The sequence below is a fragment of the Thermomicrobium roseum DSM 5159 genome, from assembly GCF_000021685.1.
In the GTDB taxonomy this organism is placed as follows: domain Bacteria; phylum Chloroflexota; class Chloroflexia; order Thermomicrobiales; family Thermomicrobiaceae; genus Thermomicrobium; species Thermomicrobium roseum.
Genome location: NC_011959.1, coordinates 802,814 through 826,188, shown reverse-complemented (window position 1 = coordinate 826,188; position 23,375 = coordinate 802,814). Strand labels below are relative to the sequence as shown.

Genomic DNA, 23,375 nt, shown 5'->3' with positions numbered 1-23,375 from the left:
AGGGCCTGCCTACAGCTCGTCCGGTGACTCATGGTCTTCGGTTCGCGTGTTCGCTGGCTACTGCTCGATACACAGCAATATGCTGCTCAGCACTCTTGTGCCAGGAAAAACGCGAAGCTTGTTGTGGCCCAGCCTGCTGCAAACGTCTGGCGAGCGTCGTATCGGTGAGGAGGCTGATCATGGCTTCGGCCAAAGAGTCCACGTCGCCGCTGCGGACGAACAATGCTGCATTCCCAGCGACTTCACGATGAACCGGAATGTCGGTCGCGATCGCTGGCGCGCCGCAGGCGAGGGCTTCCAGCAACGGAAAATTGAATCCTTCATAGAAGGACGCCGTCACGAAGGCAGCGGCAGCACTGTACAGAGCAGCGAGAGTCTGGTCGCTGATGCGGCGTAGGCGAAACACTCGCCCACGCTGCTGTGCTTCCTCGAGAGCGCGCTCGATCGGTTCGGCTAGCCAGCCAGTCGCGCCGACGATGACTAACTGAAGATCGGGAATGTTCTCTGCGGCGCGTTCGACTGCCTGGAGTAGAACCGGGTAACCCTTCCGCGGTTCGACTGTACCGACCGCGATGACGTAGGGCTCTCTGATACCGAGGGAAGCGATGACTGGACGAACGTGTTGTGGTGGGTGTGGAACGAAGGGAAAGGCAACACCGTGCGGGATGGCGTAAACGCGATCTGGGGTAACTCGATATAGGCGAAGAAGATCTTGTTGTACCGACTCGCTGACGGTGATGAGTGCGTCGGCAGTCCGCAGCATCCGCGGGACAACCGCTCGCAGGAACGAAACGAGGCGGGGGTGGCCGAGTTCAGGCACGAGGAGGAAGCTGACATCGTGAACAGTCGCGACGCGTGCACAACGTGCTGGGGGAACGAGGAAATCGGTCCCGTGGACGACATCGACTGGCCCGATGAGGGGGTCGATCGGGAAAGGGATCCTCAGTCGGTACCAGAGCCGGGTGAGCCATCGTTCGCTGAAAGGCATCTGTCGATAGTGGATGCGAGGAGAAGATGGGCGGGGACGCGGGGAGGACGTACGCCCGTGCCAGAGGACGATGTCAAAGTGGGCCTTCTCGGCTAAGGCGCGTACCAGTTCGCGCGTGTAGCGTCCGATACCAGCCGGCTGGTTCAGGCCGGGAGTGAAGTCGATGGCTACTCTCACGGGCGCCGTCCGCTAAGTAGTCGTTCCGCGAGCCAGGGAATGCCGGCAACGAGAAAGACGCTCCAATAGGCCACGAGCCGGTCGAGGAGCGCGAGTGCGGCCGCGTGCTCGATGCTCAACCCGAGGACCATCAGAAGACCCACGACACCGATCTCGACAGCACCGATACCGGCTGGAGTGAGCGGGACTGTCGTCAGCAGTGCGGCAAGGAGCGCGATCAAGAGTGCCAAGGGTAAGGAGATAGCCAAACCGAGAGCGCGCGCTTCGGCAAAGACGCGGGCTGCTTCTAAACTCCAAAGGGGAAAGGTGAAGAGAAAAACTTTGCCCGCGGTCGAGCGATCGATGGCGAGACCGGCTGCGAGCGATGCGATTGGCCGACGGACGACTGACGGCAAGCGATGGCTGAACCTTTGCGACCACCGCAGGCTCAGAAGAGCAACTAGGAAACCCAACGTCAGTAAGACAGCGATGATCTGCAAAACGAGGAATTCGCTCTCTCCAGATCCGTGGAAGACGAGGAGTGTTGCGAGAGGGAGCAGAACGGCGAGAAAAACGAGGTCGGCAGCCCGCTCGACGAGTGTGGCGCCGAAGGCCAGAGAGAAGGGAACAGCACAGCGACGTTGAACGAGATAACAGCGATAAAGTTCTCCCAGCTTTGCGGGGACAGCGCAGTTGACGAGCCAGCTGTAGAGGTAAGGGAGAATGAGTCGCTTCGTGGAAACGGGGTGGGGGGTATGGCGAGCGAGCAGAAGCTTCCAGCGCCAGGCGCGGAACGGGAAGGAGCCGTAGTAGGCGGCGAGTGCCAGTACGACATATCCCAGTTGCGACCCGATCAGCAAGCTTGCGATACCCGCAAGATCCAACCCTCCACGCCAAAGCGCCACCCCGACGAGTACCGCATACGCACCAACGCCGATGACTATCCTGCCAACAACCGGCCATCGGCGGCCAAGCGCAACCGACGGGACTTTCTCTCGCGCCGATCCTTCGGCAGCCACTGACCGACTCGACGTCATACGGCCTCTCGCTTCGTTCCCCAACCAGCCTGCGCTCGCCAGACGAGAGCCCAGACGCTGAATAGCTGCATACTGAGATGAAGCTCGTGAAGATTCTCAACCAAATTGTGCACCATAACAGCTGTCGTCACTGCGAACGCTCCTGCGGCCAATGCCCGATCGAACTCGTTCGGCCGGGTCCGCCAGACGCGGACCGCGAGTAGGAGCGCAAGAGCGAAAATCGCGAGATAAGCGAGTAATCCGGGAATTCCCAACTCAGCGAGTATATGCAAATAATAGTTATGTGCGTGACCCCGCGCTATTCGAAACACCGGGTGCGGAGAATAGTCCGGAAAGTGGACACTGAAGTTCCCTGCCCCGACACCCGTCAAAGGATGGTCCAGGAACATTGCCCATGCCGCCTGCCAATGCGCCATCCTTTCGACGACAGCCCAGTTCGCATCCGTCAGTTGGACGTCACGGACATCGAAAGGCCGACCATAACTCACTAGCAGCGTCATTCGTTCGCGGACAGCCGCCGGCAACTCGTTCCACCCGCCTGCTGCCAACACCGCGAGGACAATCGCCCCGATCACCAGTGCGCTTCGCCGGAGCCCGCGGGGTACAAGCAGCACGAATATCGCCAATCCCGCGCTCGTTCCCAGCCACGCACCGCGAGAAAAACTCAACACGATACCACTGAGACTCGCCGTAGCGCCAGCCACCAGGGCTGATGCCAGAATCGTCGCAGCGATGGCCGCTCGCCTCGTCGATCCGGAAGAGAGGAACCCTGTTAACCGCACGCGGCGGTAGCGAACCCACAGTCGTTGGGCCAATCGAGTCGACCAGACGGCCAAGGCGGCCAGCCACAAGCCGACCATCTCGAGATACCCTGCGAACGGGTTGGGTTGGCCGAAGGTTCCGTACGCTCGATACCATCTATCAGCGATCGCGAAACTGGCTGGCGCCAGACCGAGGCCACTTTGCAGGATACCGAATGCTACTTCGCCGAGGGCAGCGATCACTAGCCCCACGGCCAGGACCACAACAGACCGTCGCGACTCGACGAGATGAATGATCAGGAGAAAAACCAGAAGCGCTGCTGTCCATCGGTAGATCGTTGCCACCCCATACAACGTATTTCGAGCGAATCCGAGTGACAGAACTTGAATCGCGATCAGCACCGTCGTCGCCACGGCGATGCCCGGGTAAAAGAGCCGTATTTGCCGACGAAGCACGATGAGCGGTCCGAGCAGTATGGCCAGCAGAATGAAGGCTTGCGTCGTGGTGATAGCCATCCCACCCAAGGAAAACCGAAGTACGTCCTGCAACGGAACGGACAGGATCAGTCCTAAGGGAAGAAGGAACGGCCAGTGGACGACGGCGAGAACGAATATGATGCCACTGGCCAGCACCATGCCGACTGGCCAGGGAATCAACACGAGTACGAGAGCGAGCAGGCTACCGAGGAGCGCGATGCTCCAGCCGGACAACCTTTCCTGCAACCGAAGCGCCATGTCATTCATCGAAAGCAGCAGCTCGAGCGAGTACGTCCTGAAAGTAGTCGATCGTCATCCGTAGACCCTCCTCCACTGGCACTCGAGGCTCCCAACCAAGAACGGCGCGCGCCCGGCTGATATCCGGGCATCGCCGGCCTGGGTCGTCCGGCCGCGCCGGACGAAAGACGATCGGAACCGGATTTCCGGTCAACTCTCTCACGAGATAGGCGAGCTCCAGAATAGTTCGTTCGTCAGGATTACCGAGATTGATCACCGTACCCGCGAGCCCATCGCGTTCCATGAGAAGTCGAAGACCACGCACCATGTCCGAGATGTAGCACAGTGAACGGGTCTGCATCCCGTCACCAAAAATCTCGATCGGCTCGCCCGTCAAAGCGTGGACGATGAAGTTGGGCACGACGCGTCCATCCGCTGGATCCATGCGAGGACCATAGGTATTGAAGATGCGCGCGATACGAGCATCGACGCCGAACGAGCGCACGAACTCCATCGTCAGCGCTTCGCCAAAACGCTTGCCCTCGTCGTAACAGCTGCGCGGTCCGATCGGATTCACATTCCCGAAATAGTCCTCCCTTTGTGGATGGATAAGCGGATCACCGTACACCTCGGAGGTCGACGCGAATACGAAACGCGCCCGCACTCGCCTGGCAAGTTCCAGCAGGTGGTAGGTACCGACCGAGTTCACGAGCAGCGTCTCGATCGGATACTGCCGGTAACCGACAGGGCTCGCTGGGCTAGCGAGATGAAAGATGGCATCGGCCTCGATATCGATCCCTTGGGTGACATCCTGCTCGATGAATCGGAAGAACGGGTGCGTCAGAAGGTGTCGAATGTTGCCCAACCGTCCAGTCAGGAGACTGTCGACAGCGATGACTTGGTAACCGTCCAAGAGCAGCGACTCACAAAGATGGGAACCGATAAAGCCCGCCCCACCCGTCACCAAGATGCGCACGATGGCCTCCCGTCTTCAACTGCCGCGCTGGTCACCGAGACGCGGCAGATCTAGTATGGCAGCCGCCAGCCAGAACGAGGCTGCGAGATCCGGCGAGAAATATCCGCGATCGAGACTCCCGTGAATCGCGCCAGCCGTAAGCCCTGCAACTAGCGCGACTGACCAGGGATCACGAGAGGACGATCGGACGTGCTGTACGACCAGCCAAAGCGCGCTCCCCAGTAGGAGGAGACCAGCGATACCCAGCCGAAGCCAAAAGTCGAGAATGAGGTTGTGTGGGTGACTGGTGAACCGCTCCGACCAGGCTCGCGGCTCCACATAGCGCGGCACGTATTGGTACAAATATTGATCGAGTCCAACTCCGGTGAGCGGATAGTCTTGGATCATGGCGAGGGAACTACGCCAAATGGCGAGTCGCAGTGCATCTCCCCCCGCCCATAGCTCAGCCTGCAGTCGCGCCGGAAAGAGTAACACCAGAACAAACGCGAGAAGACATCCTGTCAGAAGAAATGCGCCAGCCAGGCGCCGTTTCCCCAGCTGCCAGAGCCCGACCAGCAGCCCGCCCCAGAGTCCAAGGAGAGCACCGCGCGAGAAGGTGAGGATCACCGCTACAAGAAGCGGTGCAGCTGCCGTCGACCAAAACCACCAGGGTGCTCTCGCGGCGGCAGCCAATACGAGAGCGACGACAGCAGGACGCTCCAACGCGAGCGCCGCTGCATTCGGGTGCGGATAAAAGCCCGCCAAGCGCCGTACTCCTTCGACAGCGAGCCCACCTCCAGCGAACCACAACACAACGCTGGCAACTGCCATGCCAGCCGCCGACAGTACCCACAGCGTGACCAACCTCCGAGCATCCTGGCTCGATCGCAGGGCGAGCAGAGCGACACTATACCAAAGAACCGGTTCAACAATAGTCCAGCGCCACTCGCGCAACGCTTCCCGCACATGGTCGGGGTTGGCCAAGCTTCCGAGCGACACTGTGCCCGCCAGCAGTAACCCGAGAGCGAGTCCCGCAAAGTCTGCTCGGGTGAGACGTGCAAGAAACGTTCGGAGGGTAGCTGTTCGGTCACGCGCGCCGATCATCGAGAGAGTCGATCGGAGAAAACTCCCGCTGACCCCGAGGAGAAGTGTGGCTTCGAGGTAAGAAAAGCGAGCAGAGCCTACCGAGAAGCCGAGTGGGAAAAAGGCGAGTCCCACCGGCATGAGAAAGAGCACCGAGAGAGGTTGCCAAACTGCGAGAACTTGAGAGAACAAAAGCAGTCCAGCTGCAAGGAGAGCCGGTAGACTTTGCGAAAGCAACAGTCCAGTCACAACGAGTGCAGCACCCGCCAGTAGCACTGAGTCGTACGGATCGATCCGACGACCTCGCTCATCACGTGGAAGCATTCTTCTCACTCTTCTCCGGTCGGACGCGGAACCAACCGAGGGCTTCCAGCAGCGTGTTCCACCAGGTGATGAGTAGATGTGCGAGAAACGTGATACCGACGACGACCGGTGGCAGCCATGCCCACCACACCCCCGGACTGTTTTCGATCACGAGAGCCCGGATCGCCAGTTCACCACCGTCCTCGTTCGTTACCTCGACACGATAAATACCCGGCACGAGGTTGTGCACGATCGGAACCATCTCCAGGCGAGCCGACGATCGCAAGAGCGAGAAGCGATTGACGGAGCGGAGCGAAGCATGAGCATTTTCGATCGACACGAGAATCGCTCCGGCATCCGGTCCAGCACGCACCTCGACAGCGGCAGCAGTCCCGGCGAATTGAAACCGGAGGCGATCCCCCGCTGTCCTGGTGGCAACGAGTCGTCCATCGCCTAACTGCTGCACCACCCAATCTCCCTCGAGTTGAACGCGGGAATCGGGGAGATAGGTCAGGCCAGCCGCGAGGACGGAAGGGGTTCTCGTGGTGTCAGGCGACAGCCGCGTCAACCGCGCGAGTACTGTTGCCCACCATGTCAACACGAGGAGCACCAAGAGAACCCGGAAGGTGGCCCACCAAAAAGGGCCCCACTGGCCACCGATCGTCGCCGGACGCAACTCGATGTTATCCTGCACATGCATCGAGCGCACGGCCTCCCAGCGAAGTGTAACGTGCGCCGTAGGACCGACTGAACGAGGGAAGGACAACTGATGGACGCTGAACTCGGTGTGATCGGTGGAAGCGGTCTCTATCGCATGCCGGAGCTCACCGATGTGGAGGAGATCGCCATCGAGACCCCCTTCGGTCGACCGAGCGATACCATCACGCTGGGAACACTCCATGGGATGCGCGTCGCTTTCATACCGCGACACGGTCGTGCGCACCAGCACAGTCCGAGCAATGTACCAGCCAGGGCCAATTTTTGGGCACTCAAGTCGCTCGGAGTGCAGTGGGTCGTCTCCGTGAGTGCTGTCGGCAGTCTCCGCGAGGAGATCGCACCACTCGATTTCGTCGTACCCGATCAAGTCGTCGACCGAACTGTCCGGCGGCCTCGCTCGTTTTTCGATGAGAGCGGCCTGGTTGTCCATGTCACGCTGGATGAGCCGTTTTGCCCGGAACTGCGGTGGGCACTCACCCAAGCAGCGATCGCGGCCGGCGTGCGCGTCCACGACCGAGGGACTTATATCTGCATCGAAGGCCCACAGTTCTCGACGCGCGCAGAATCGAACCTGTACCGTTCGTGGGGACTGGACATCATCGGTATGACGGCGATGCCGGAGGTTCGTCTGGCTCGGGAGGCAGAACTCTGTTTCGCGCTGCTCGCACTGGTGACAGACTACGATGTGTGGCATGCCGAAGAAGAACCGGTGAGCGTATCGGTCGTGTTGGAGCGCTTGCATCAGAACGTCCAAGCAGCGCAACGTGCCCTCAGCGCACTGATCGAGTACCTGCGAGCACTACCAGGGCGATGCGGCTGTCGCACTGCGCTCCAGCATGCGATCGTGACCGACCCAGCTGCGATTTCCCCCGAAATACGGCAGCGATTCTCGCTTCTTCTCGGCAAGTACCTGCCAGGGTGATCGATGAAGCGAGGAGGTCCGGTAGTCCGCTGGCTCGAGCTCCAACTCCTCGTGGTACCGGCGACCGCCGCTCTCGTGGGCCTGCTGACGATCTACCTCGCGCGAGTCGGGACCACGCGGTGGACGTGGAGCGATCTGACCGTCAGTCTGGTCTTCATCACTGTCCTCGGCTTAACAAGCATTTGGCTCGGGATCCTCGGCCTGCGCGGTGATCAGCTCGTCCTCCCGATCGTCGCGATGCTCGCCTGTCTGGGATTACTGCTCAGCCAGCGTCTCAGTCCTACTGTTGGGGGTAGCGGGCTCTGGGCATCCCTGAGCCAGCGGCAACTGGCGTATCTCCTGCTCGCTTTCGCTGTACTCTGGGTCACGGTGGCCGTGGTACGTCGGCTCGAGTGGATCAAGCGCTTCAAGTACACCTGGGCACTGGGGGCATCAGCCTTGACATTGTTCACGATGCTTTTCGGAACTGACCTCGGTTCGGGTGCCCGTCTTTGGCTCGATCTCGGACCGATCACCGTGCAACCTGGAGAAATCGTGAAAGTCTTGCTCGTATTTTTCCTGGCGAGCTATCTCGACGACTACCGCGAGCTCCTGACGAGTTCGTACCGGATCGGACCACTTTCGCTGCCTCCCATCCCCTATCTCATCCCGCTCGTCGTGATGTGGGGAATAGCGGTACTCGCCGTCGTTTTGCAGAACGACCTCGGTAATGCATTGCTCCTGTACGGTGTCTTTCTCGTCATGCTGTACGCAGCATCAGGTCGCGGCTACTACGTTGGCGGAGGTCTTCTGGCTTTCGCCGGAGCAGTCATCGTTGCACTGCGCGTTTTTCCCCGCGTCCAGCAGCGTATCCAAATCTGGTTGAATCCATGGAGCGACCCTACTGGATTGGGCATGCAACCTGTGCAGGCTGACTTAGCTTTCGCGCATGGCCATATCTTCGGATCCGGCTGGGGATTCGGGTATCCACAGGCGATACCGGTTGTGGCAACCGACTACGCATTCGCTGCTATCGGGGAGGAACTGGGGAGTTTGGGAGCGATCGCCCTCGTCGCGCTCTATCTCGTGCTCATCCTTCGCGGTTTGTTCATCGCCCTACGCATCCGAAACGGCTTCGTTCGCTTGTTGACAGTCGGACTCGTCACGGTTCTCGGCTTGCAGACGATCATTATTCTCGGTGGAAACGTGCGGCTGCTTCCGTTGACTGGGATCACCCTACCCTTCGTCAGTGCAGGTGGGAGCTCGCTGATCACGAATTTTCTCATCGTCGGACTGCTGCTCCGTGCCAGCGAGCAGGCACGAGGATGAACGATGGTATGGAGAGTCGTCCCAGCAGCAGCATTTTTGGCCTCCCTCTGCGTCCTCGCCTACGGGATCGTACGGACGAACGATCGGACTGATCCGACCTGGTTCGCTCTACTTCTCGTCGCTGGCGTTCTTTGGGCGACCGCACTCGCGCCAGAGATTCGCCGACTCGCTCGCCGGCGTGGGCACCCGCTCTTGCATGTCGCCTTGGTGCTTACGCTCGGCTTCGGTTTAGTCACTGTGCAGATTCTGCGGGCACAACTTTTCGACCGTGAGCGGATTCTCGCTCGAACGAGCGACCCGACGAGTGGTGTGATCGACGTGCGACGCTATGCCCTCGAGCGCTCCATAACCCGCGGGAAGATCCTCTTGTCCGATGGCTCGGTGATCGCAGAGGATACGTTGGAGAATGGACGCAGAGTACGCCGTTACCTGACGAGTGCCGCGTATCTGGCCGGTTACTATTCTCCAGGTCTTTACGGTGCTGCTGGCTTGGAAGCGCGGTACGACGCTGACCTTTCTGGCATAACAGCCACTACCTGGCAAGCTTGGCTTGACGGGGTTCTCCACCGGAGGCGAAGCGGTAACGATATCGTTCTCACCATCGACCCTCGACTGCAGGAACTGGGGCAGTCGTTGCTGGGCGATCGTTCTGGAGGGATCGTCTTGCTCGATGCCGACACCGGGGCTGTCCTGGCACTGGTCACTGCACCGGCATTCGATCCCAATTTGCTCAGCGTTCCACTCGGTGCCTCAGCAGACGAGGTGAGGCGAGCCGCGTCCTATCTCGATCGCTTGCGGGAGGACGGACGCGGCCCCCTTTTGCTCCGGCCGATCCAAGGGTTGTACGTACCAGGATCGACGTTCAAAACGATAACAGCTGCGGCTGCTTTGCAGTCGGGTGTTGCGACGCCCGACACCGTTTATCGGGATGACGGTGCCCTGGTGATCGATTCGCGCGTGATCATCGAACAGAATCGCCCAGATCCCACACGTGTGAGCTATACCTTGCGAGAGGCATATGGCTACTCTTTGAATGTGGTCTACGCTCAGGTCGGCCTGGCTTTAGGAGCTTCTCGACTGGAGGAGACTGCACGCGCAGCTGGATTCGGTGAACGCATCCCTTTCGATCTACCCGTCGCGGTCAGTCGATTGACCGACTCGCTTGATTTCCTCGGCGCACCGGCTGGACTGGCCGAGACAGCGTTCGGGCAGGGACAGTTGCTCGTGACTCCGCTCCAGATGGCTCTGGTCGTTACTGGTGTCGTAAGAGATGGAACGCTTCCGGAACCGTATCTCGTGCAGGAGACGCGTGACGCGGCTGGAGCAGTCGTTTGGCATCACGAGCCGCGCGTTTGGCGACGCGCCTTTGACCAAGAAACAGCGAGAGCCCTGCATGAACTCATGACCTGGTCGGTCGAACATGGGTATGCCCAGGCAGCGCGCATCCCGGGAGTTACGGTCGGGGGTAAGACAGGTACAGCCGAGGTGGGAGAACGCGCACCGCACGCCTGGTTTATCGGCTTCGCCGAGCGGGGTGACAGGCGCGTCGTCGTTGCCGTCGTCGTGGAGCATGGTGGATCAGGAGCGCAGGTCGCGCTGCCGATCGGTAGAACGCTTTTGGCAGCGGCGGTCGGGACGGGATGACGCTCACCGGTGAGGCCGATTCTGGTATACTTGTTCGGGTTTAGTGACAGGGTGTCGCATGCCGGTCGTCGTGACGCGCCGCGAATTCGAGCACATGGTCCACGATGCGCTGAGCTGCCTGCCTGAGGAGTTTCGACGAGCTTTGGACAACGTCGCGCTGGTGATCGAGCGCGAACCGCGGCGGCATCACCGCCGGCTGGCCGGGGGGCGCACCGGTACGCTCTTCGGGCTTTATGAGGGGGTGCCACTGACGCAGCGGACGACAGGATACGGTCTCGTACCACCGGACGTGATCACGCTCTTTCAAGGCCCCATCTGCCGGGCAGCCCGTGATCGACGCGATGTTGCCCGCATCGTTCGCGAGACGGTTCTGCATGAGCTCGCACACTACTTCGGAATCGATGACCAGCGATTGCTGGAAATCGGGCGATACTGAGAGGTGAGGAGCGTGAAATCTGCACCATCGCGCTCGCTCCGAGAACCCGCACCAGCCGGAGTGATCGATACCATCGGGACGGCGTTCACGATTCTCAATCACCGTCCGTACCTCGCGTTGATGGTTGTTGCGCTGGATCTCCTCCTCTGGTTGGGACCACGCATCTCAGTAAACGAAATCGGGCGTGCGGTGAACCAAATGCTCAGCCGTCCCGAGTTCGCCGGACAATCACCCGCACCGGTTCCAATGCTGAGCGCAGAATTCGACGCTGTCGTCATCCTGGCGAGCTTGATTCCGAGTTTGGTGGCAGCGCTCGGTCCAGACAACATCGCGCTCCCGTACCAGCCACTCGTTCTTCAGCCCATGCTCGCCGCGAGTATCGGGGTGGTGTTCGCACTTTTCTTGGCGAGTATCGGCCTGGGCATGAGCTATTGGACGATACTGGCGTATGTGGTGCGGGGCGAGCGTCTGCGACGAGCGCAACTTTTCCGGAGCACGCTCCGCAACACGCTGGTCATGCTTGCCTACCTTGGATTGCTCGCACTCGCCGCAGTGGGACTGTCGTTCCTGGCAGGTTTCACCGTGTTTGGCGCAACGCTCCTTGGGCTCGGAGACATTGTGCTCGTTCTGTTCACGATCGCCACAGCCGTCCTCGCGATCCTTTTTTACATCGGTACCTTCTTCGTTGAAGACGCGATCGTCTTGAGCGGCGCCGGGCCATTCCGTGCTGTCATCTATAGTCTCGGCATCTGCCGAATCGCCTTCTGGCCGACCATGCGCTTCATTGCGGCGAGCCTGGTCGTCCAACTGGGGCTCCCTTTGGCTCTACGAGTCTTTACCCAAAATGCAGCGGCGGTACCGTTCGCGCTGGTGAGTCACAGCTACGTGGCGACAGGGCTGGTCTTGGCCAGCTTGCTGTTCTATCGCGAACGGATCGTGCTCGTTCTCCGTCAGGGTGCGAATGCAAAGCGAGAAGAGGAATCGCGACGATGACGAACTCGACGACACGCTACGATGCGAGTGCCATTCAGGTTCTCGAGGGACTCGAGGCTGTCCGGCGCCGCCCCGGGATGTACATCGGCAGTACCGATATTCGGGGATTGCACCATCTCATCTACGAGATCGTCGACAACAGCGTCGACGAGGCACTGGCCGGGTACTGTGATCGGATCGAGGTCACCATCCACCGGGATGGCTCTGTCCGCGTATGGGACGATGGGCGAGGCATTCCTGTCGATATCCATCCAAAAGTCGGAAAATCGGCGCTGGAAGTCATCATGACGACACTCCATGCCGGAGGAAAATTCGGTGGTGGTGGTTATAAGGTCTCCGGTGGTCTTCACGGTGTAGGGGCATCGGTCGTCAATGCGCTCTCCGAATGGCTCGAAGTGACCGTGCGGCGGGACGGCAAAATATACCACCAGCGGTACGAGCGAGGAGTGCCGGTGACGCCCGTTGAGACTATCGGGGAGACGACGCCCGACGATCACGGAACCGAGACGGTCTTCCTCCCTGATCGGCTGATCTTCCGCTCGCTCGACTACCAGAGCGACGTCCTCTTGCAACGTTTTCGGGAAGTAGCCTATCTGACGAGCGGATTGACGATTCATTTCGTCGACGAGCGCACCGATCTCGATATGACGTTCTACTTCGAGGGAGGTATCGTCTCCTTCGTGCGGCATTTGAACCGGACGAAGGAAGTGCTTCAGCCGCAACCGTTCTACGTGAAGCGAGAGCAGAACGGTTGCCTGGTAGAAGTCGCGATTCAATACACGGACGGTTATGCCGAGTCGACACACGCGTTCGCCAATAACATCAACACCATCGATGGTGGGACGCACGTCACAGGGTTCAAGGCAGCACTGACCCGGGCAATCAACGAATATGCGCGGCGACACGGTCTTCTCAAAGAAAACGATCCCAACCTGAGTGGTGAGGACGTCCGGGAGGGACTGACAGCGATCATCTCGGTGATGCTTCCCGAGCCTCAATTCGAAGGGCAAACCAAGACCAAACTCGGGAATGCCGAGGTGGCCGGTATCGTTCAATCGATCGTCTACGAATCGTTCACGAGCTATCTCGAAGAGCATCCTGCTATCGCGCGGCGTATCATCGAAAAGTGCTTGACTGCGGCTCGGGCGCGGGAGGCAGCCCGCAAAGCACGCGAACTGGTCCAGCGCAAGGGGGCGCTCGATACCTTCAGCCTTCCTGGAAAGCTGGCCGACTGCACCGAGCGCGATCCGGCCAAGGCAGAGCTCTATATCGTCGAAGGCGACTCAGCAGGTGGCTCGGCCAAGCAAGGACGCGATCGCCGCTTTCAGGCGGTGCTTCCGCTCCGGGGCAAGATTCTCAATGTCGAGAAGGCGCGACTGGATCGGATGCTACATAACGAGGAGATTCGTGCCCTGATTACCGCGCTCGGCACGGGCATCGGCGACCAATACGACCGCTCGAAACTGCGTTACCATCGAGTCATTTTGATGACTGATGCAGATGTCGACGGGGCACACATTCGAACTTTGTTGCTCACTTTCTTTTTCCGGTACCTCGAGGGACTGATCATCGACGGTCATCTCTATATCGCCCAGCCACCGCTGTACCGCCTGCAGAGCGGGAAAGAAGTGCACTACGTTTATTCGGACGAGGAGCGCGATGCCATACTCAACCGGGGTGACGGTAAGACGTGGGATATACAGCGCTACAAGGGACTTGGGGAAATGAATCCTGAGCAGCTTTGGGAGACGACCATGGACCCAGCGCGGCGTACGCTGCTCCAGGTGACGATCGAAGATGCCGTGCGGGCGGATGAGACGTTCAACATGCTGATGGGATCAGCTGTCCCACCGCGCAAGCGCTTCATCCAGGCACACGCCCGGGAGGTACGGAACCTGGATATCTGACGAGCGGGGCTGGTGGTCGATGCGAGGCATCGCACCACCTTGCCCCGCTCCTCGCCGACGAGTTCGATCAACGCCCCGCAACAGCACGCTTGAGTTGCGTGCCAGGACGGAAGCTGGGACTCCGCCGGGCGGGGATTTCGATGGGTTCGTTGGTCCGCGGATTGCGACCGCGGCGACGAGCCCGCTCGCTCACCCGGAATGTCCCGAACCCAGCGATGCTGACTTCTTCTCCCTTGGCGAGTGTCTCTTGGATAGTTTGGAACACCGCATTGACGATAGGAGCCACCTGGCTCTGACGGGCATTCGTTCGTTCGGCGACGACCTTGATGAGATCGCTCTTGCGCATGGCTGAACCCCCTGATTGACCTTCCCAATCCCTGATCTCCAATCGAGATCACCCTCACTATAGCATGAACGGCGAAATTTGCAAGAGGGTGCGGCTACTCTCCAGTAGTCGCTTTGCGTTCAGCATGACGGCGCTGGCGAGCAGCCTCGAACAGAATGATCGACCCCGCCACCCCGGCATTGAGTGACTCGACCCCGCCACGTAAGGGGATCCTGACCTCGTCTGCAGCCAGACGCGCGAGTTCCGCACTGATACCGTGTGCCTCGCTCCCGATCACCACCGCGGAAGCGCGCGTCCAGTCCCGTTCATCGTAGGCACGCAGTGCCTGTGGACGGGCAACCACGATTTCCAGCCCGGGAAATTCCCGTTGAATCGCAACGGGATCGAGCGTTGCGATCGGCAGATGGAAGTGCGCTCCGGCTGCTGCCCGCACCACTTTGGGATTGAACGGATCCACTGTGCCCGGCGTCAGCAGCACCGCGTGGACCCCCGCTCCGAGTGCCGAGCGCAGTAAGGTGCCGAGATTACCGGGGTCTTGCAGTCGATCGACGATGAGAGCGAACAACGGTTCCGCTGTCGGTAAGCGAAAGGGGATGCTCGGAATGGGGAATACGGCGACGACCGCCTGTGGCGTCATCGTCTCGGCGATCTCGTGCAAGACACGCTCTGTAACGGCGATGATCCGCGTACCAACTGCCTGGGCACGAGCAACGACTTTTTGCTCGAGTGGATCGAGACGCGTTGGGACATAGAAGAGGTGGGAGGGCCGATAGCCCGCCTGCACAGCATCAGCAATCGTCTTCGGCCCCTCGACGAGAAAGGCCCGCTCCCTCTCGCGGACTCGTCGCTCGCGAAGGGAGCGGGCGAACTTAACGAGTGGATGATGACGAGAACTGATGACCGTCGTCACAGAGCGCGACGGGCAACCTCGACCAGCTGACCGAAGGCGGATGGATCGTGCACCGCCAGGTCAGCGAGCATCTTCCGATCGACTTCCACACCGGCCTGCTTCAACCCGTGGATGAAGTCGCGATAGGGCATACCATGCTGACGCGCAGCCGCATTGATGCGAATGATCCACAGTCGTCGGAAATCGCGCTTGCGTGCGCGTCGGTCACGATACTGATAGCGCAGCGCCTTCAGTACCGCTTCATTTGCGTGTCGATACAGTTTGCTTCGGCCGAGCTGGTAACCCTTGGCCAGCTCGAGGATTTTCTTGTGTCTTCGATGCTTGGTGACGCCTCGCTTGACGCGAACCATCGCTCTCCCTCACCTCTCACCAGGCGTACGGTAGGAGCGGCTTCACGCGGTGTACATCGGACGGGTGAACGGGCGCCATCTTGTCGAACGAACGACGAACCCGTGGTGCCTTTTTCAGTCGGTTGTGATTGCGAGCATGCCGCATTCGCATCACCTTGCCTGTCCCGGTAATCTTGAACCGTTTGGCTGCGGCACGCTTCGTCTTCATCTTCGGCATGATCTCACTGCCCCTCCGCTTCTCGTTCTTCGCAGCTCGCTGTCCTGGTTACCTCGACGTGCCCGGGAGCGAGAAACATGACCAGCGTCCGGCCTTCCGCATGAGGCGGCTGCTCCACGACAGCCCTGGGACCGAGCAAATCGATCACCCGCTGCAAGACACGTTCACCCAGGTCCTGGTACACGATCTCCCGCCCGCGGAACAGGACAGTCACTTTGACTTTCGCTCCGTCAGTCAGGAACTGCTGGATTTGGCGAACCTTGGTTTCCAAGTCATGCGTGTCGATCCGGGGGCGCAAGCGGATTTCCTTGACTTCGATTGTCTTCTGCCGCTTGCGCGATTCTCGTTCCCGCCGGCTCTCCTCGTAGCGGTATTTGCCGTAATCCATGATCCGGCAGACCGGAGGACTCGCATTGGGCTGGACTTCTACCAGATCGAGCCCGCGTTCACGAGCCAGGCGCAGGGCCTCTTCGGTACGGACGATCCCTAAATGATGCCCGGTCTCGTCGATGAGGCGAACCTCGGGAACGCGAATCCGTTCATTGACCCGAAGTGGCCGTGTCGTACTGATCGTGTCCCTCCTCGTTTCGAGGTCACAGCCATTCCCAACTCAACCACGCTCGGCGTGGCACACCCCATGGTAGCACGAGCAGGCGTACCCGGTCAACGCCGCACTACCGGTGCGTAGATCGTCACCGCTCCATCCTGGTAGACGGGTGCCCAACCGATCTGCCGCAGAACCGTCCCGAGAGCCTCGGCGGCTGGCGATTGGAGAAACGGGCAATTCGGTCCGAGTCCCGTCCGCTCCAAAGTCCCGACGAAGACGTAGGAAATACCGTACGTGCTGAGCACAGAAGGAACAGTTTCCATTCCCGGTTCCTGGAAGAAGCGGAGAAGCAGTTCTCGGCGCTTCTGGAGCGTTGCCAAGTCTCGAGCACTCCCACGCCGCCACTGGTACTCATGCCCTTCCCAGCCCAGAATCGTCGCACGGCCGGTAGCCATAGAAACCCGATTGTGCGGTAGTTCGCCGACCATACCGTACGAGCAGCCTGGTGCCTCCAAGACGACGGCATCGGGTCGGGTGCTCTCGCGCAACCACGTGATAGCCCGGAATTCATCAGGATGGGCCTGTCGCAGATAGGCAAGCCCGTCCAAGCCGATCAGCTGGGCGAATCCGTCGGTCCACTTCCAGACAGACAAAGGCGTGTAAGGAGCTGCGGCGAGCAGGGAGAAGCCGACAACGGCGATCGCCATGCTCTTTCCCCAGGATTTCCAGTTCGCCAGAGCATGCAGGAGAAGGGGTGGCACAGCGATCGCCTGGAGCACCCAGGCGTCGAAGTAGACTTTGAACACAGTATTCATCCGGTCGCCGAACACATCGCGCAGATAGAAGAACTCAACAGCGAGAATGGCGCTCCAGGCAGCAGCGAGCATCGCCAGCGCGGCCAGGCGTTCGGGTGCCGCGGTTCGCTCTCGCCACATTACCCATGCGAGTCCAGCCAGTGGCAGGCCGAAAACCACGAGAGCAGGAGTGGCGCTGGCTAGGCCAGCAACGAGAGCGAAGCCGACCGCACTAGCCAGCACAGCCGGTCGCACTCGCTGATGGTCGGATGCACGAAAGGTAGCAACGAGGGCCACGAGACCGGGGACGAGCAGCGGACCGTGAGTACGGAGCAATTCACCGAACGAGCTGCGCTCCCAGACGACGATTCCGACCGTACGGAGGAACCAACCGGCGACTGGCACTCTCTCGAGGAAAGCTGGTAGTTCCTCAGCTGGTGCGCCATAGGCCGGGACATAGTTCGCTTGGAAGGGGAAAGCGACGAAGGCAGCCGCGCTGAGGATGAGAGCGCCGTGAACGACCGTCATCCAGATCGAGGAGCGCGGACGAGCGAGCAGGATAAGTCCGGCAGTCATCGTCGCGAGCGGCACTCCCCACGTATTGGTGATCCACAAGCATCCAAGGACAATGCCTGCGAGTATCGGCAATGTCCAGCGCTCTCGGCCAACATGAGCTTGGGAAAGATGACAAGTAGACTTATCGATCGGTAGTGTAAGAGGTTCCGACACTCGAGCCGCTTGTGCTAGCGCGATGAGGACAATCAGAAAAGAGAGATTCAGGGGGAGCGACAGGATGTGCGGATGAAGGTCACCCAGGACAAAGGAAAAGGATGGGAATTCGTTGATCGTCGGTCGCGGTGTACTGTCCCACGGAAAGCCGCTGTCCACGATGACCCGAGAAGCTTGCCATCCCGGTCCAGCCCACCATGATGCAGCGAGTGCGCCACGAGGATCTTGCAGAAGGAGCCATGCCGTCTGCCAATTCCCGATACCGACGAGGAGAAAGAGTGCGAGGACTCCCGCGAGAACGCGGGCTTTGGCTCCGTATCCGGTATGGAGAAGCCAGGTGGCTACGTACGCAGCGGTCACTGCACTGGCAAAGAGCGACGCGAGCGCGAGAATGAAGGCGAACTCCGGCTGGCAGCCCAACGTCTTGGCGATGGCACCAAATTCGACATAACCAAAGGTATAATAGTTGATCGGACGACCAGCGAACCAGGGATCAGGGGGTGGCAGATGAGGATTCGCCCAGGCTGCGGAGAGAAAAGCCAGCTCCATCGGCTTCTCGGTGTAGCGGATCGCTGGATTGTAACTGCGAAAGAGAGCATAGAGGGCGAATGCGCCCGTATGGACCAAGAGGAGAGGCCACGCTCTTATGATTTCCGTCAGCGACTGCCACGACTGCCCTCGTGCGATGACCAGTCCCCAACCGACGAGCGCAAGGAGCGAAAAGACGAGGAACAGTGTCGCCCTCGTAAAAGGGATTCCGGACATCATTCCCACCCACCAAAGGGGAAGGACCACCAATGCTGGCCCGGCGGCGAGGGCGATCCCCTGCGCTGGTCGCGCAGGAAGGTGCAACCAGCGAAGCCATGGAACGGTCGCGGCGGCAGCTGCGAGCCAGATCGCCTGCCACAGCACGGCCAGCTCGAGATCGCGCATGCCGATGACTCACCTCTCGCTGAGCGGCACTACTTCGTAGATGACCGTGTCACCGAACGTCACGGCGACGCGAAGCGTGTTACCGATCAAGGGCTCGAATGCCGCGATTCCCTCGGGTGAGGCATAGACTTCGTCCGGGATCGTCGCCCCAGCAAACCCAGGCTGGATTCGCCACCGCCGTTCGACCTGCCCCACGACGACGTACCTGACTCGATACTGGTACAGCAGCCAGCGCTTCCGAGCGGGATCAGTGGTCTGGTAGATCTCCCGGATTGCGATCAGTCGTTCATCGACTGTCGGACCGAGCGGCGACTCCAACCGGATCGTTCGATCAATCGGGATAACCCGCGTGCGCTGTTGCCGCTCGTGCCGATCCCAGCCTAAAACAGTCGGGAGACCAGTTGCACTCGAAAGGCGAGATCCGTTCCCACGGTAGGGTCCAATCGAAGCCTCGAGAATCACCGAATTATCCGAAAGGTTCTGTCGTAGCCACTGGATCACGGCAAGGTCCTCGCTCGTCCCGATCGGTTCGCCGCGACTCGTGAAGTAAAAGCCGCCGCGCATCCATGCATAGCCGTTGAGACTCCCAGGCTGCGGTGTCGACGGCAGGCGTAACGCGAGTCGTTGTGGCGTTCCGAGGAGTAGGTAGAGACTCGAAATGCCGATGACACCGACGAGAACGAGCTGTGCGAACGTGCGCGCTCGGGTTCGCATCTTCGGCTGTGCGTGCCACCGATCGATGCAGAGACCCCAGCCGCTCAATGCGAGGAGGGGCCAGGCCTCGAACGAGAGTTTAAAGACGGTATTCATCCGCTGCCATGGTGACCCATAGAGATCGTCGACGATGACGACCGTTTCCATCAGCAGGACGATGCCTGCCGCCACTACCCACAATCCCAGGAGCGGTGCTCGCCGATCACGCCAGTGCTGCACGAGCCATGCGCTCACCAGGACGGTCGGTACGACCAGCAGGGATGCTGCCAAATGTCTCGTGCCGAACAAGCCAACTGCTGCACCTAAGAGGGCGACGCACCACAACGTTTCCGGACGCAGCGGATCGAAACCAGCGAGCGAACACCCGAAGGGGACGCCCAGAAACACGCTCAGGAGCAGCAAGAGGATCCATGCATCACTGGCGGATAGGCCGACCTGACTCCAGCCATTACTTCGGAGCATGAGACCGACAGCATAGCCGATTGCTGTTGCACCGACCGCGATCAGCCCGAGGCTCCAAAAGGAACGCGCCGGAAGCGACCAGTTCGCGACGACGGCAAGTACAGGTAGCGCGAGCAATAGTCCGAAGTGCACGAGAAACTGATCGGGAGCGGTGCCATTTTCCAGCAGGCGCAGACTCGTGACTGGACTCACGAAACGTTCGTAAAACGGCCAATAGATCAGCCGCGATGCTGCGAGAGCGAGGATGCTCGCACCGACAACCCAAACCAGTTGGGCAGGTCGGCGCGGTACGATCGTGACCAGCGTCATCGCTATCAGGAGGAGGGCTACGAGGGGAAGATCCCAGCTATTGACCACGATCACCGTGCTCCCGACCAACACGCTGGTCATCCAACGGAGAGCGCGGTCCCAGACAGGTGCCTCCTGTTCGGCGTGAGCAGCCATGATAAGAGCGATCAGGCTCAACCAGAAGGGAAGCGCGATGAGATGTGGATGGAGGTCAGCATACAGAAACGAAAAGTAGGGGAACTCCGTGATCGCCTGGGCGATCGCCCGCGAACTCTGCCAAAAATCGATAGCCAACGAACGCTTGGTGATGACCTGGATGATTGGGTCGAGGTTCCCGGCGAAGAGGAGCCACCACAGGGAGCCCATTCCACTCGCCAGGCTGGTTACGAGGGTCCGTCCGCGCCAGGAGGTGGAACTCGCGCTGTCCACCAACCAGTGAACTAGGGCAAGCCCGAGCGAGACCGCGAGGCTCGCCACGAGCCCGGCAAAGGTCGCAACCGTCAGCTGGAAAGCACGATCGGGTAACAGTCCGCTCAACTTCCACTGCAAAGCATTGAGGAAGAATCCGTAATAATAATAGTTCTGCACTCCATCAGCGAGCCAGGGATCGTATGGCGGCAACCAGCGACTGCGCGCGATGGCGTTCGCGTATGCCAGCTCCATCGGCTTTTCTCCGCCGAAGAACGGGTGCCAAAGATCAGGATAGAGCCAGCGAAGCACCAGGAAGAAAGCGAAACCGAACCAGAAACTCCCCTCGACCAGGATCGCGCAGCGGATGGCACATGGCCGAACGAGTGCCCGCAGCCGGTGACTCCAACGCCACCAGAGCAAAACCGCCACACTGACCATAGGAAGGAGTAGCCACGGCAGCTCGAACGGGAGGATCCGCCAGCTGGCTGCCAGCCAGATCGGATACGCGAGGACGATCAGCCCGAGCGGACGGGCGAGCGCAAGCCCCGCGTCAGGGAGCGGCGCGCCGAGACGCGTCGCCAGCGGCAATCCCACGGCACCGATCGCTATGGAGAGGGCGACCCACCAGACGATCGCTTCCCAGTCCCGAGCGAGCCACTCCTCGGCCCAGCCTAAATCGCGTGCAACCTCAGCGCTCTCGGCTGGCCCGTCCAGGAGTTGCCGGCAGGCCTCCGGGCGATCGCGTTGCGGGTACCAGGGGCGCTGCAACGCCCAGGCGAAGCGCAGGCGCAGTTCGTCCTCGCTGAGTTGGCGCACTTTCTGATAAATCCGGACGCGCGGATGGTCGTAAACCGTGAAACTCTCGTCCGCTTCCAGGTCATCCAAGCGCAACGGACCGAGCCGCGACTCCCGCTTGGCCTCATAAATCAGTCGGAAGCCGAGTGCCCCTTGATCGAGCAGTCGGTAGTACTCGCTCGTCACGGGGTAGCGCCACGGCAAACGAGGAATCGATCCGGCCAAGCGATCCGAGGACAGAACGATATAGTCGACCTCGGAAAGTCGTGCGGCGAGGTAACCAAACGCTTCCTCCGGTGATCGATCATCGTAGAGCGCGAGCGTGACGAACCGATAGTGCTGGTCAGGAGAGATATCCGACACCGCGAGAGGCAGCCGATCATCCCAATGCTCGACCCCCAGAACGGCGCCTGGTGGAATGTGCGACACGATCCACTCGGACGCCTCCACACGTGTATGCGGATGACGGTAGATTGTGCTGAAGGCACCAGCCCACGCCGCGGTAACGCCAAGCACAAGCAGCACAGCAAAACTGGCGCCCGCTCGCTGCCAGCGTGAGGAAGATCGCTCCAGCCACTCGCTCAAAGTAGCTGCCACCAAGATGGCTAGCGGAGCAACCAGGGGAAGCGAATAACGGAGATACTTCGTCTCCGCTGTCCAGGCTGTCAGGCCGTACGCGAGGATCCAGCTGAGAAGGAGAAGGCGTGTAACGAACGCACGCTGACCTTCGATGGACGCATGGCCGTCGGTCGCTGACACTCGGAGACGATGCGAGATGATCTCGACCAGGAGTTTTCGTGTGTCGCGAACGATGGCGAGAGCGCTCAGCGCCGCGAAGGCTGGCCCTAGTCCCCAACGAAAGAGCTGTTCGATTTGATAGACGATCGGAACCGTACCAACATACTGCCGCGTATAGGGAACATCGAGACGACCCTGCGCGATCTCCCACTCACGCACGATATCGCGAAGCGTCGAGCGAGGATCGAGGAGCGTGTACGGCTCGAAGACTGCGAAGGCAATAAAGGTACTGGCGAGCAGGACTGGCCAGGGCGTACGGGTGACCAGGTTCCGCAGCAGGTTCGACAGAACAGGGCGCGTACAGTCGAAGGCAGTGCGCGAGCTGTACCAAACCAGTGCTATGCCGATCGGCACCGCCAGTGGCCACATGCTCACTTTGCAGGCGAGAGCCGCGGCGTAGAACGCTCCAGCGAGCGCCGCCCAACGACGTGATCCCGTCTCCGCGAGATGCGTCGTTGCCCAAAGCGTCGCTATCCCGAACGATGTCGCCCAGGGATCGACCACGAAGAAATGTGCTTGCTGAATCGTAATGATGCTCAATCCGACGAGAAGTCCGGCCATCGAGGCAGCTGCTCTGCCGAAGGCCCGCCGGGCGATCAGCAATGCGAAAATGAGACCGACGACGTCGATCAGCACCGTGAGGAAACGTCCGCGGAACGCCAACGCGTGGTACAGATTGCGTGCCGTTCCTGGCTCGATGCCGACTGCGTGGAGCAGCCGGTCGGTGAACCAACTGATCGATTCCAGCAGATAAAGAGGTAAGGCGCCATAAGCGAAGGCCTGCGGGCGCCCGTCGGGTCCTGCAGATCGCGGGTTCCAGGGACTTCGCGTGGGATCGAACAAATCAGCGAGGCGTTCGGGCGTGCGGATGCGGTCGACCGCGACCATCAACTGAAAGCGTTCGTCTGGGTGCAGCAGGTACCCTTGGTCCCAATCGAGGCCATGCAGACGGAGCAACAGCGCGCTGCCGAGCACCAGGAGTATCGAGAGAACGTTCACCAACTGGCGCGCTGATACGGCTGAACGTTTTCGGATGGCGACTCTCGAGCTTGTCGGTCGATCTTCGTGCACTTCCTCCGTCCTCATAACCCCGCAAATGATGCCCGACTCCAGAGAGCCGTGGTAGGGTAGAACAGGGTGGAACGGTCGCGCACGAT

Annotated in this window: 19 protein-coding genes; 6 read left to right on the top strand and 13 right to left on the bottom strand. The window is 60.4% G+C overall.

Annotated features, from left to right (window positions below; translation table 11 throughout):
* Window positions 1–28: 28 nt before the first annotated feature.
* From TRD_RS03870 to TRD_RS03845, 6 genes are read right to left on the bottom strand one after another with little or no spacing between them, the layout of a single operon-like run.
* The gene (locus TRD_RS03870; protein WP_012642228.1) at window positions 29–1,165 is read right to left on the bottom strand and encodes a glycosyltransferase family 4 protein; all 1,137 of its coding nucleotides are present in this window, start codon (window positions 1,163–1,165) and stop codon (window positions 29–31) included.
* On the bottom strand, window positions 1,162–2,181 hold the full coding sequence (locus TRD_RS03865) for a lysylphosphatidylglycerol synthase transmembrane domain-containing protein (RefSeq protein WP_041435958.1): 1,020 nt from the start codon (window positions 2,179–2,181) through the stop codon (window positions 1,162–1,164). The genes TRD_RS03870 and TRD_RS03865 overlap by 4 nt, the downstream gene beginning before the upstream one ends.
* Window positions 2,178–3,677, bottom strand: coding sequence for an O-antigen ligase family protein (locus TRD_RS03860; protein ID WP_012642226.1), 1,500 nt, complete (start codon window positions 3,675–3,677; stop codon window positions 2,178–2,180). The genes TRD_RS03865 and TRD_RS03860 overlap by 4 nt, the downstream gene beginning before the upstream one ends.
* Window position 3,678: 1 nt before the next feature.
* Window positions 3,679–4,632 carry a UDP-glucuronic acid decarboxylase family protein gene (locus TRD_RS03855; RefSeq protein ID WP_012642225.1) on the bottom strand — a complete coding sequence of 318 codons (954 nt, stop codon included), beginning with the start codon at window positions 4,630–4,632 and terminating at the stop codon, window positions 3,679–3,681.
* A gap of 15 nt (window positions 4,633–4,647) precedes the next feature.
* Window positions 4,648–6,018 carry an O-antigen ligase family protein gene (locus tag TRD_RS03850; RefSeq protein ID WP_012642224.1) on the bottom strand — a complete coding sequence of 457 codons (1,371 nt, stop codon included), beginning with the start codon at window positions 6,016–6,018 and terminating at the stop codon, window positions 4,648–4,650.
* Complete coding sequence (locus TRD_RS03845) at window positions 6,005–6,697, bottom strand: hypothetical protein (protein ID WP_041435957.1); 693 nt, start codon at window positions 6,695–6,697, stop codon at window positions 6,005–6,007. Before TRD_RS03845 ends, TRD_RS03850 begins: the two co-directional genes overlap by 14 nt.
* 69 nt (window positions 6,698–6,766) lie before the next feature.
* On the opposite strand from TRD_RS03845, the gene mtnP reads away from it, so the two are divergent.
* Genes mtnP through gyrB form a run of 6 tightly spaced genes read left to right on the top strand, consistent with a single transcriptional unit; the run spans window position 6,767 to window position 13,924 of the window.
* Window positions 6,767–7,636, top strand: a complete 870-nt coding sequence (mtnP, locus tag TRD_RS03840) for an S-methyl-5'-thioadenosine phosphorylase (RefSeq protein WP_012642222.1) — start codon at window positions 6,767–6,769, stop codon at window positions 7,634–7,636.
* Between the two features lie 3 nt (window positions 7,637–7,639).
* Window positions 7,640–8,944, top strand: a complete 1,305-nt coding sequence (locus TRD_RS03835; RefSeq protein WP_012642221.1) for an FtsW/RodA/SpoVE family cell cycle protein — start codon at window positions 7,640–7,642, stop codon at window positions 8,942–8,944.
* 3 nt (window positions 8,945–8,947) lie between these two features.
* A complete protein-coding gene (locus TRD_RS03830) occupies window positions 8,948–10,588 on the top strand; it encodes a penicillin-binding transpeptidase domain-containing protein (RefSeq protein ID WP_012642220.1) in 1,641 nt (546 codons plus the stop codon).
* Window positions 10,589–10,646: 58 nt separating this feature from the next.
* On the top strand, window positions 10,647–11,024 hold the full coding sequence (locus TRD_RS03825; protein ID WP_012642219.1) for a metallopeptidase family protein: 378 nt from the start codon (window positions 10,647–10,649) through the stop codon (window positions 11,022–11,024).
* Between the two features lie 12 nt (window positions 11,025–11,036).
* Window positions 11,037–12,017, top strand: coding sequence for a hypothetical protein (locus TRD_RS03820; protein ID WP_041435956.1), 981 nt, complete (start codon window positions 11,037–11,039; stop codon window positions 12,015–12,017).
* Window positions 12,014–13,924, top strand: a complete 1,911-nt coding sequence (gyrB, locus tag TRD_RS03815) for a DNA topoisomerase (ATP-hydrolyzing) subunit B (protein WP_012642217.1) — start codon at window positions 12,014–12,016, stop codon at window positions 13,922–13,924. The genes TRD_RS03820 and gyrB overlap by 4 nt, the downstream gene beginning before the upstream one ends.
* A gap of 67 nt (window positions 13,925–13,991) precedes the next feature.
* Here the strand turns inward: gyrB and TRD_RS03810 are convergent, their stop codons facing one another.
* The 7 genes from TRD_RS03810 to TRD_RS03780 form a co-directional block, all read right to left on the bottom strand.
* The gene (locus tag TRD_RS03810) at window positions 13,992–14,270 is read right to left on the bottom strand and encodes an HU family DNA-binding protein (protein WP_012642216.1); all 279 of its coding nucleotides are present in this window, start codon (window positions 14,268–14,270) and stop codon (window positions 13,992–13,994) included.
* Window positions 14,271–14,364: 94 nt separating this feature from the next.
* Window positions 14,365–15,180 (bottom strand): TrmH family RNA methyltransferase, encoded by an 816-nt coding sequence (locus TRD_RS03805; protein WP_012642215.1) that lies wholly within the window; start codon window positions 15,178–15,180, stop codon window positions 14,365–14,367.
* A complete protein-coding gene (gene rplT / locus TRD_RS03800; protein ID WP_012642214.1) occupies window positions 15,177–15,530 on the bottom strand; it encodes a 50S ribosomal protein L20 in 354 nt (117 codons plus the stop codon). The genes TRD_RS03805 and rplT overlap by 4 nt, the downstream gene beginning before the upstream one ends.
* Window positions 15,531–15,546: 16 nt before the next feature.
* Window positions 15,547–15,747, bottom strand: coding sequence for a 50S ribosomal protein L35 (gene rpmI, locus TRD_RS03795; protein ID WP_012642213.1), 201 nt, complete (start codon window positions 15,745–15,747; stop codon window positions 15,547–15,549).
* Window positions 15,748–15,751: 4 nt separating this feature from the next.
* The gene (infC, locus tag TRD_RS03790; RefSeq protein ID WP_081433397.1) at window positions 15,752–16,318 is read right to left on the bottom strand and encodes a translation initiation factor IF-3; all 567 of its coding nucleotides are present in this window, start codon (window positions 16,316–16,318) and stop codon (window positions 15,752–15,754) included.
* A 92-nt stretch (window positions 16,319–16,410) separates the two neighbouring features.
* Window positions 16,411–18,750 (bottom strand): DUF2298 domain-containing protein, encoded by a 2,340-nt coding sequence (locus TRD_RS03785; RefSeq protein ID WP_012642211.1) that lies wholly within the window; start codon window positions 18,748–18,750, stop codon window positions 16,411–16,413.
* A 9-nt stretch (window positions 18,751–18,759) separates the two neighbouring features.
* Complete coding sequence (locus tag TRD_RS03780; protein ID WP_012642210.1) at window positions 18,760–23,217, bottom strand: DUF2298 domain-containing protein; 4,458 nt, start codon at window positions 23,215–23,217, stop codon at window positions 18,760–18,762.
* Window positions 23,218–23,375: the final 158 nt, after the last annotated feature.

What these genes read in the sequence shown, in the direction of transcription:
- TRD_RS03865 (WP_041435958.1), bottom strand. Translation starts at nt 2,181, where the DNA reads ATGACGTCGAGTCGGTCAGTGGCTGCCGAAGGATCGGCGCGAGAGAAA.
- TRD_RS03860 (WP_012642226.1), bottom strand. Translation starts at nt 3,677, where the DNA reads ATGGCGCTTCGGTTGCAGGAAAGGTTGTCCGGCTGGAGCATCGCGCTC.
- TRD_RS03850 (WP_012642224.1), bottom strand. Translation starts at nt 6,018, where the DNA reads ATGCTTCCACGTGATGAGCGAGGTCGTCGGATCGATCCGTACGACTCA.
- TRD_RS03845 (WP_041435957.1), bottom strand. Translation starts at nt 6,697, where the DNA reads ATGCATGTGCAGGATAACATCGAGTTGCGTCCGGCGACGATCGGTGGC.
- mtnP (WP_012642222.1), top strand. Translation starts at nt 6,767, where the DNA reads ATGGACGCTGAACTCGGTGTGATCGGTGGAAGCGGTCTCTATCGCATG.
- TRD_RS03835 (WP_012642221.1), top strand. Translation starts at nt 7,640, where the DNA reads ATGAAGCGAGGAGGTCCGGTAGTCCGCTGGCTCGAGCTCCAACTCCTC.
- TRD_RS03830 (WP_012642220.1), top strand. Translation starts at nt 8,948, where the DNA reads ATGGTATGGAGAGTCGTCCCAGCAGCAGCATTTTTGGCCTCCCTCTGC.
- TRD_RS03825 (WP_012642219.1), top strand. Translation starts at nt 10,647, where the DNA reads ATGCCGGTCGTCGTGACGCGCCGCGAATTCGAGCACATGGTCCACGAT.
- gyrB (WP_012642217.1), top strand. Translation starts at nt 12,014, where the DNA reads ATGACGAACTCGACGACACGCTACGATGCGAGTGCCATTCAGGTTCTC.
- TRD_RS03810 (WP_012642216.1), bottom strand. Translation starts at nt 14,270, where the DNA reads ATGCGCAAGAGCGATCTCATCAAGGTCGTCGCCGAACGAACGAATGCC.
- rplT (WP_012642214.1), bottom strand. Translation starts at nt 15,530, where the DNA reads ATGGTTCGCGTCAAGCGAGGCGTCACCAAGCATCGAAGACACAAGAAA.
- rpmI (WP_012642213.1), bottom strand. Translation starts at nt 15,747, where the DNA reads ATGCCGAAGATGAAGACGAAGCGTGCCGCAGCCAAACGGTTCAAGATT.
- TRD_RS03785 (WP_012642211.1), bottom strand. Translation starts at nt 18,750, where the DNA reads ATGCGCGATCTCGAGCTGGCCGTGCTGTGGCAGGCGATCTGGCTCGCA.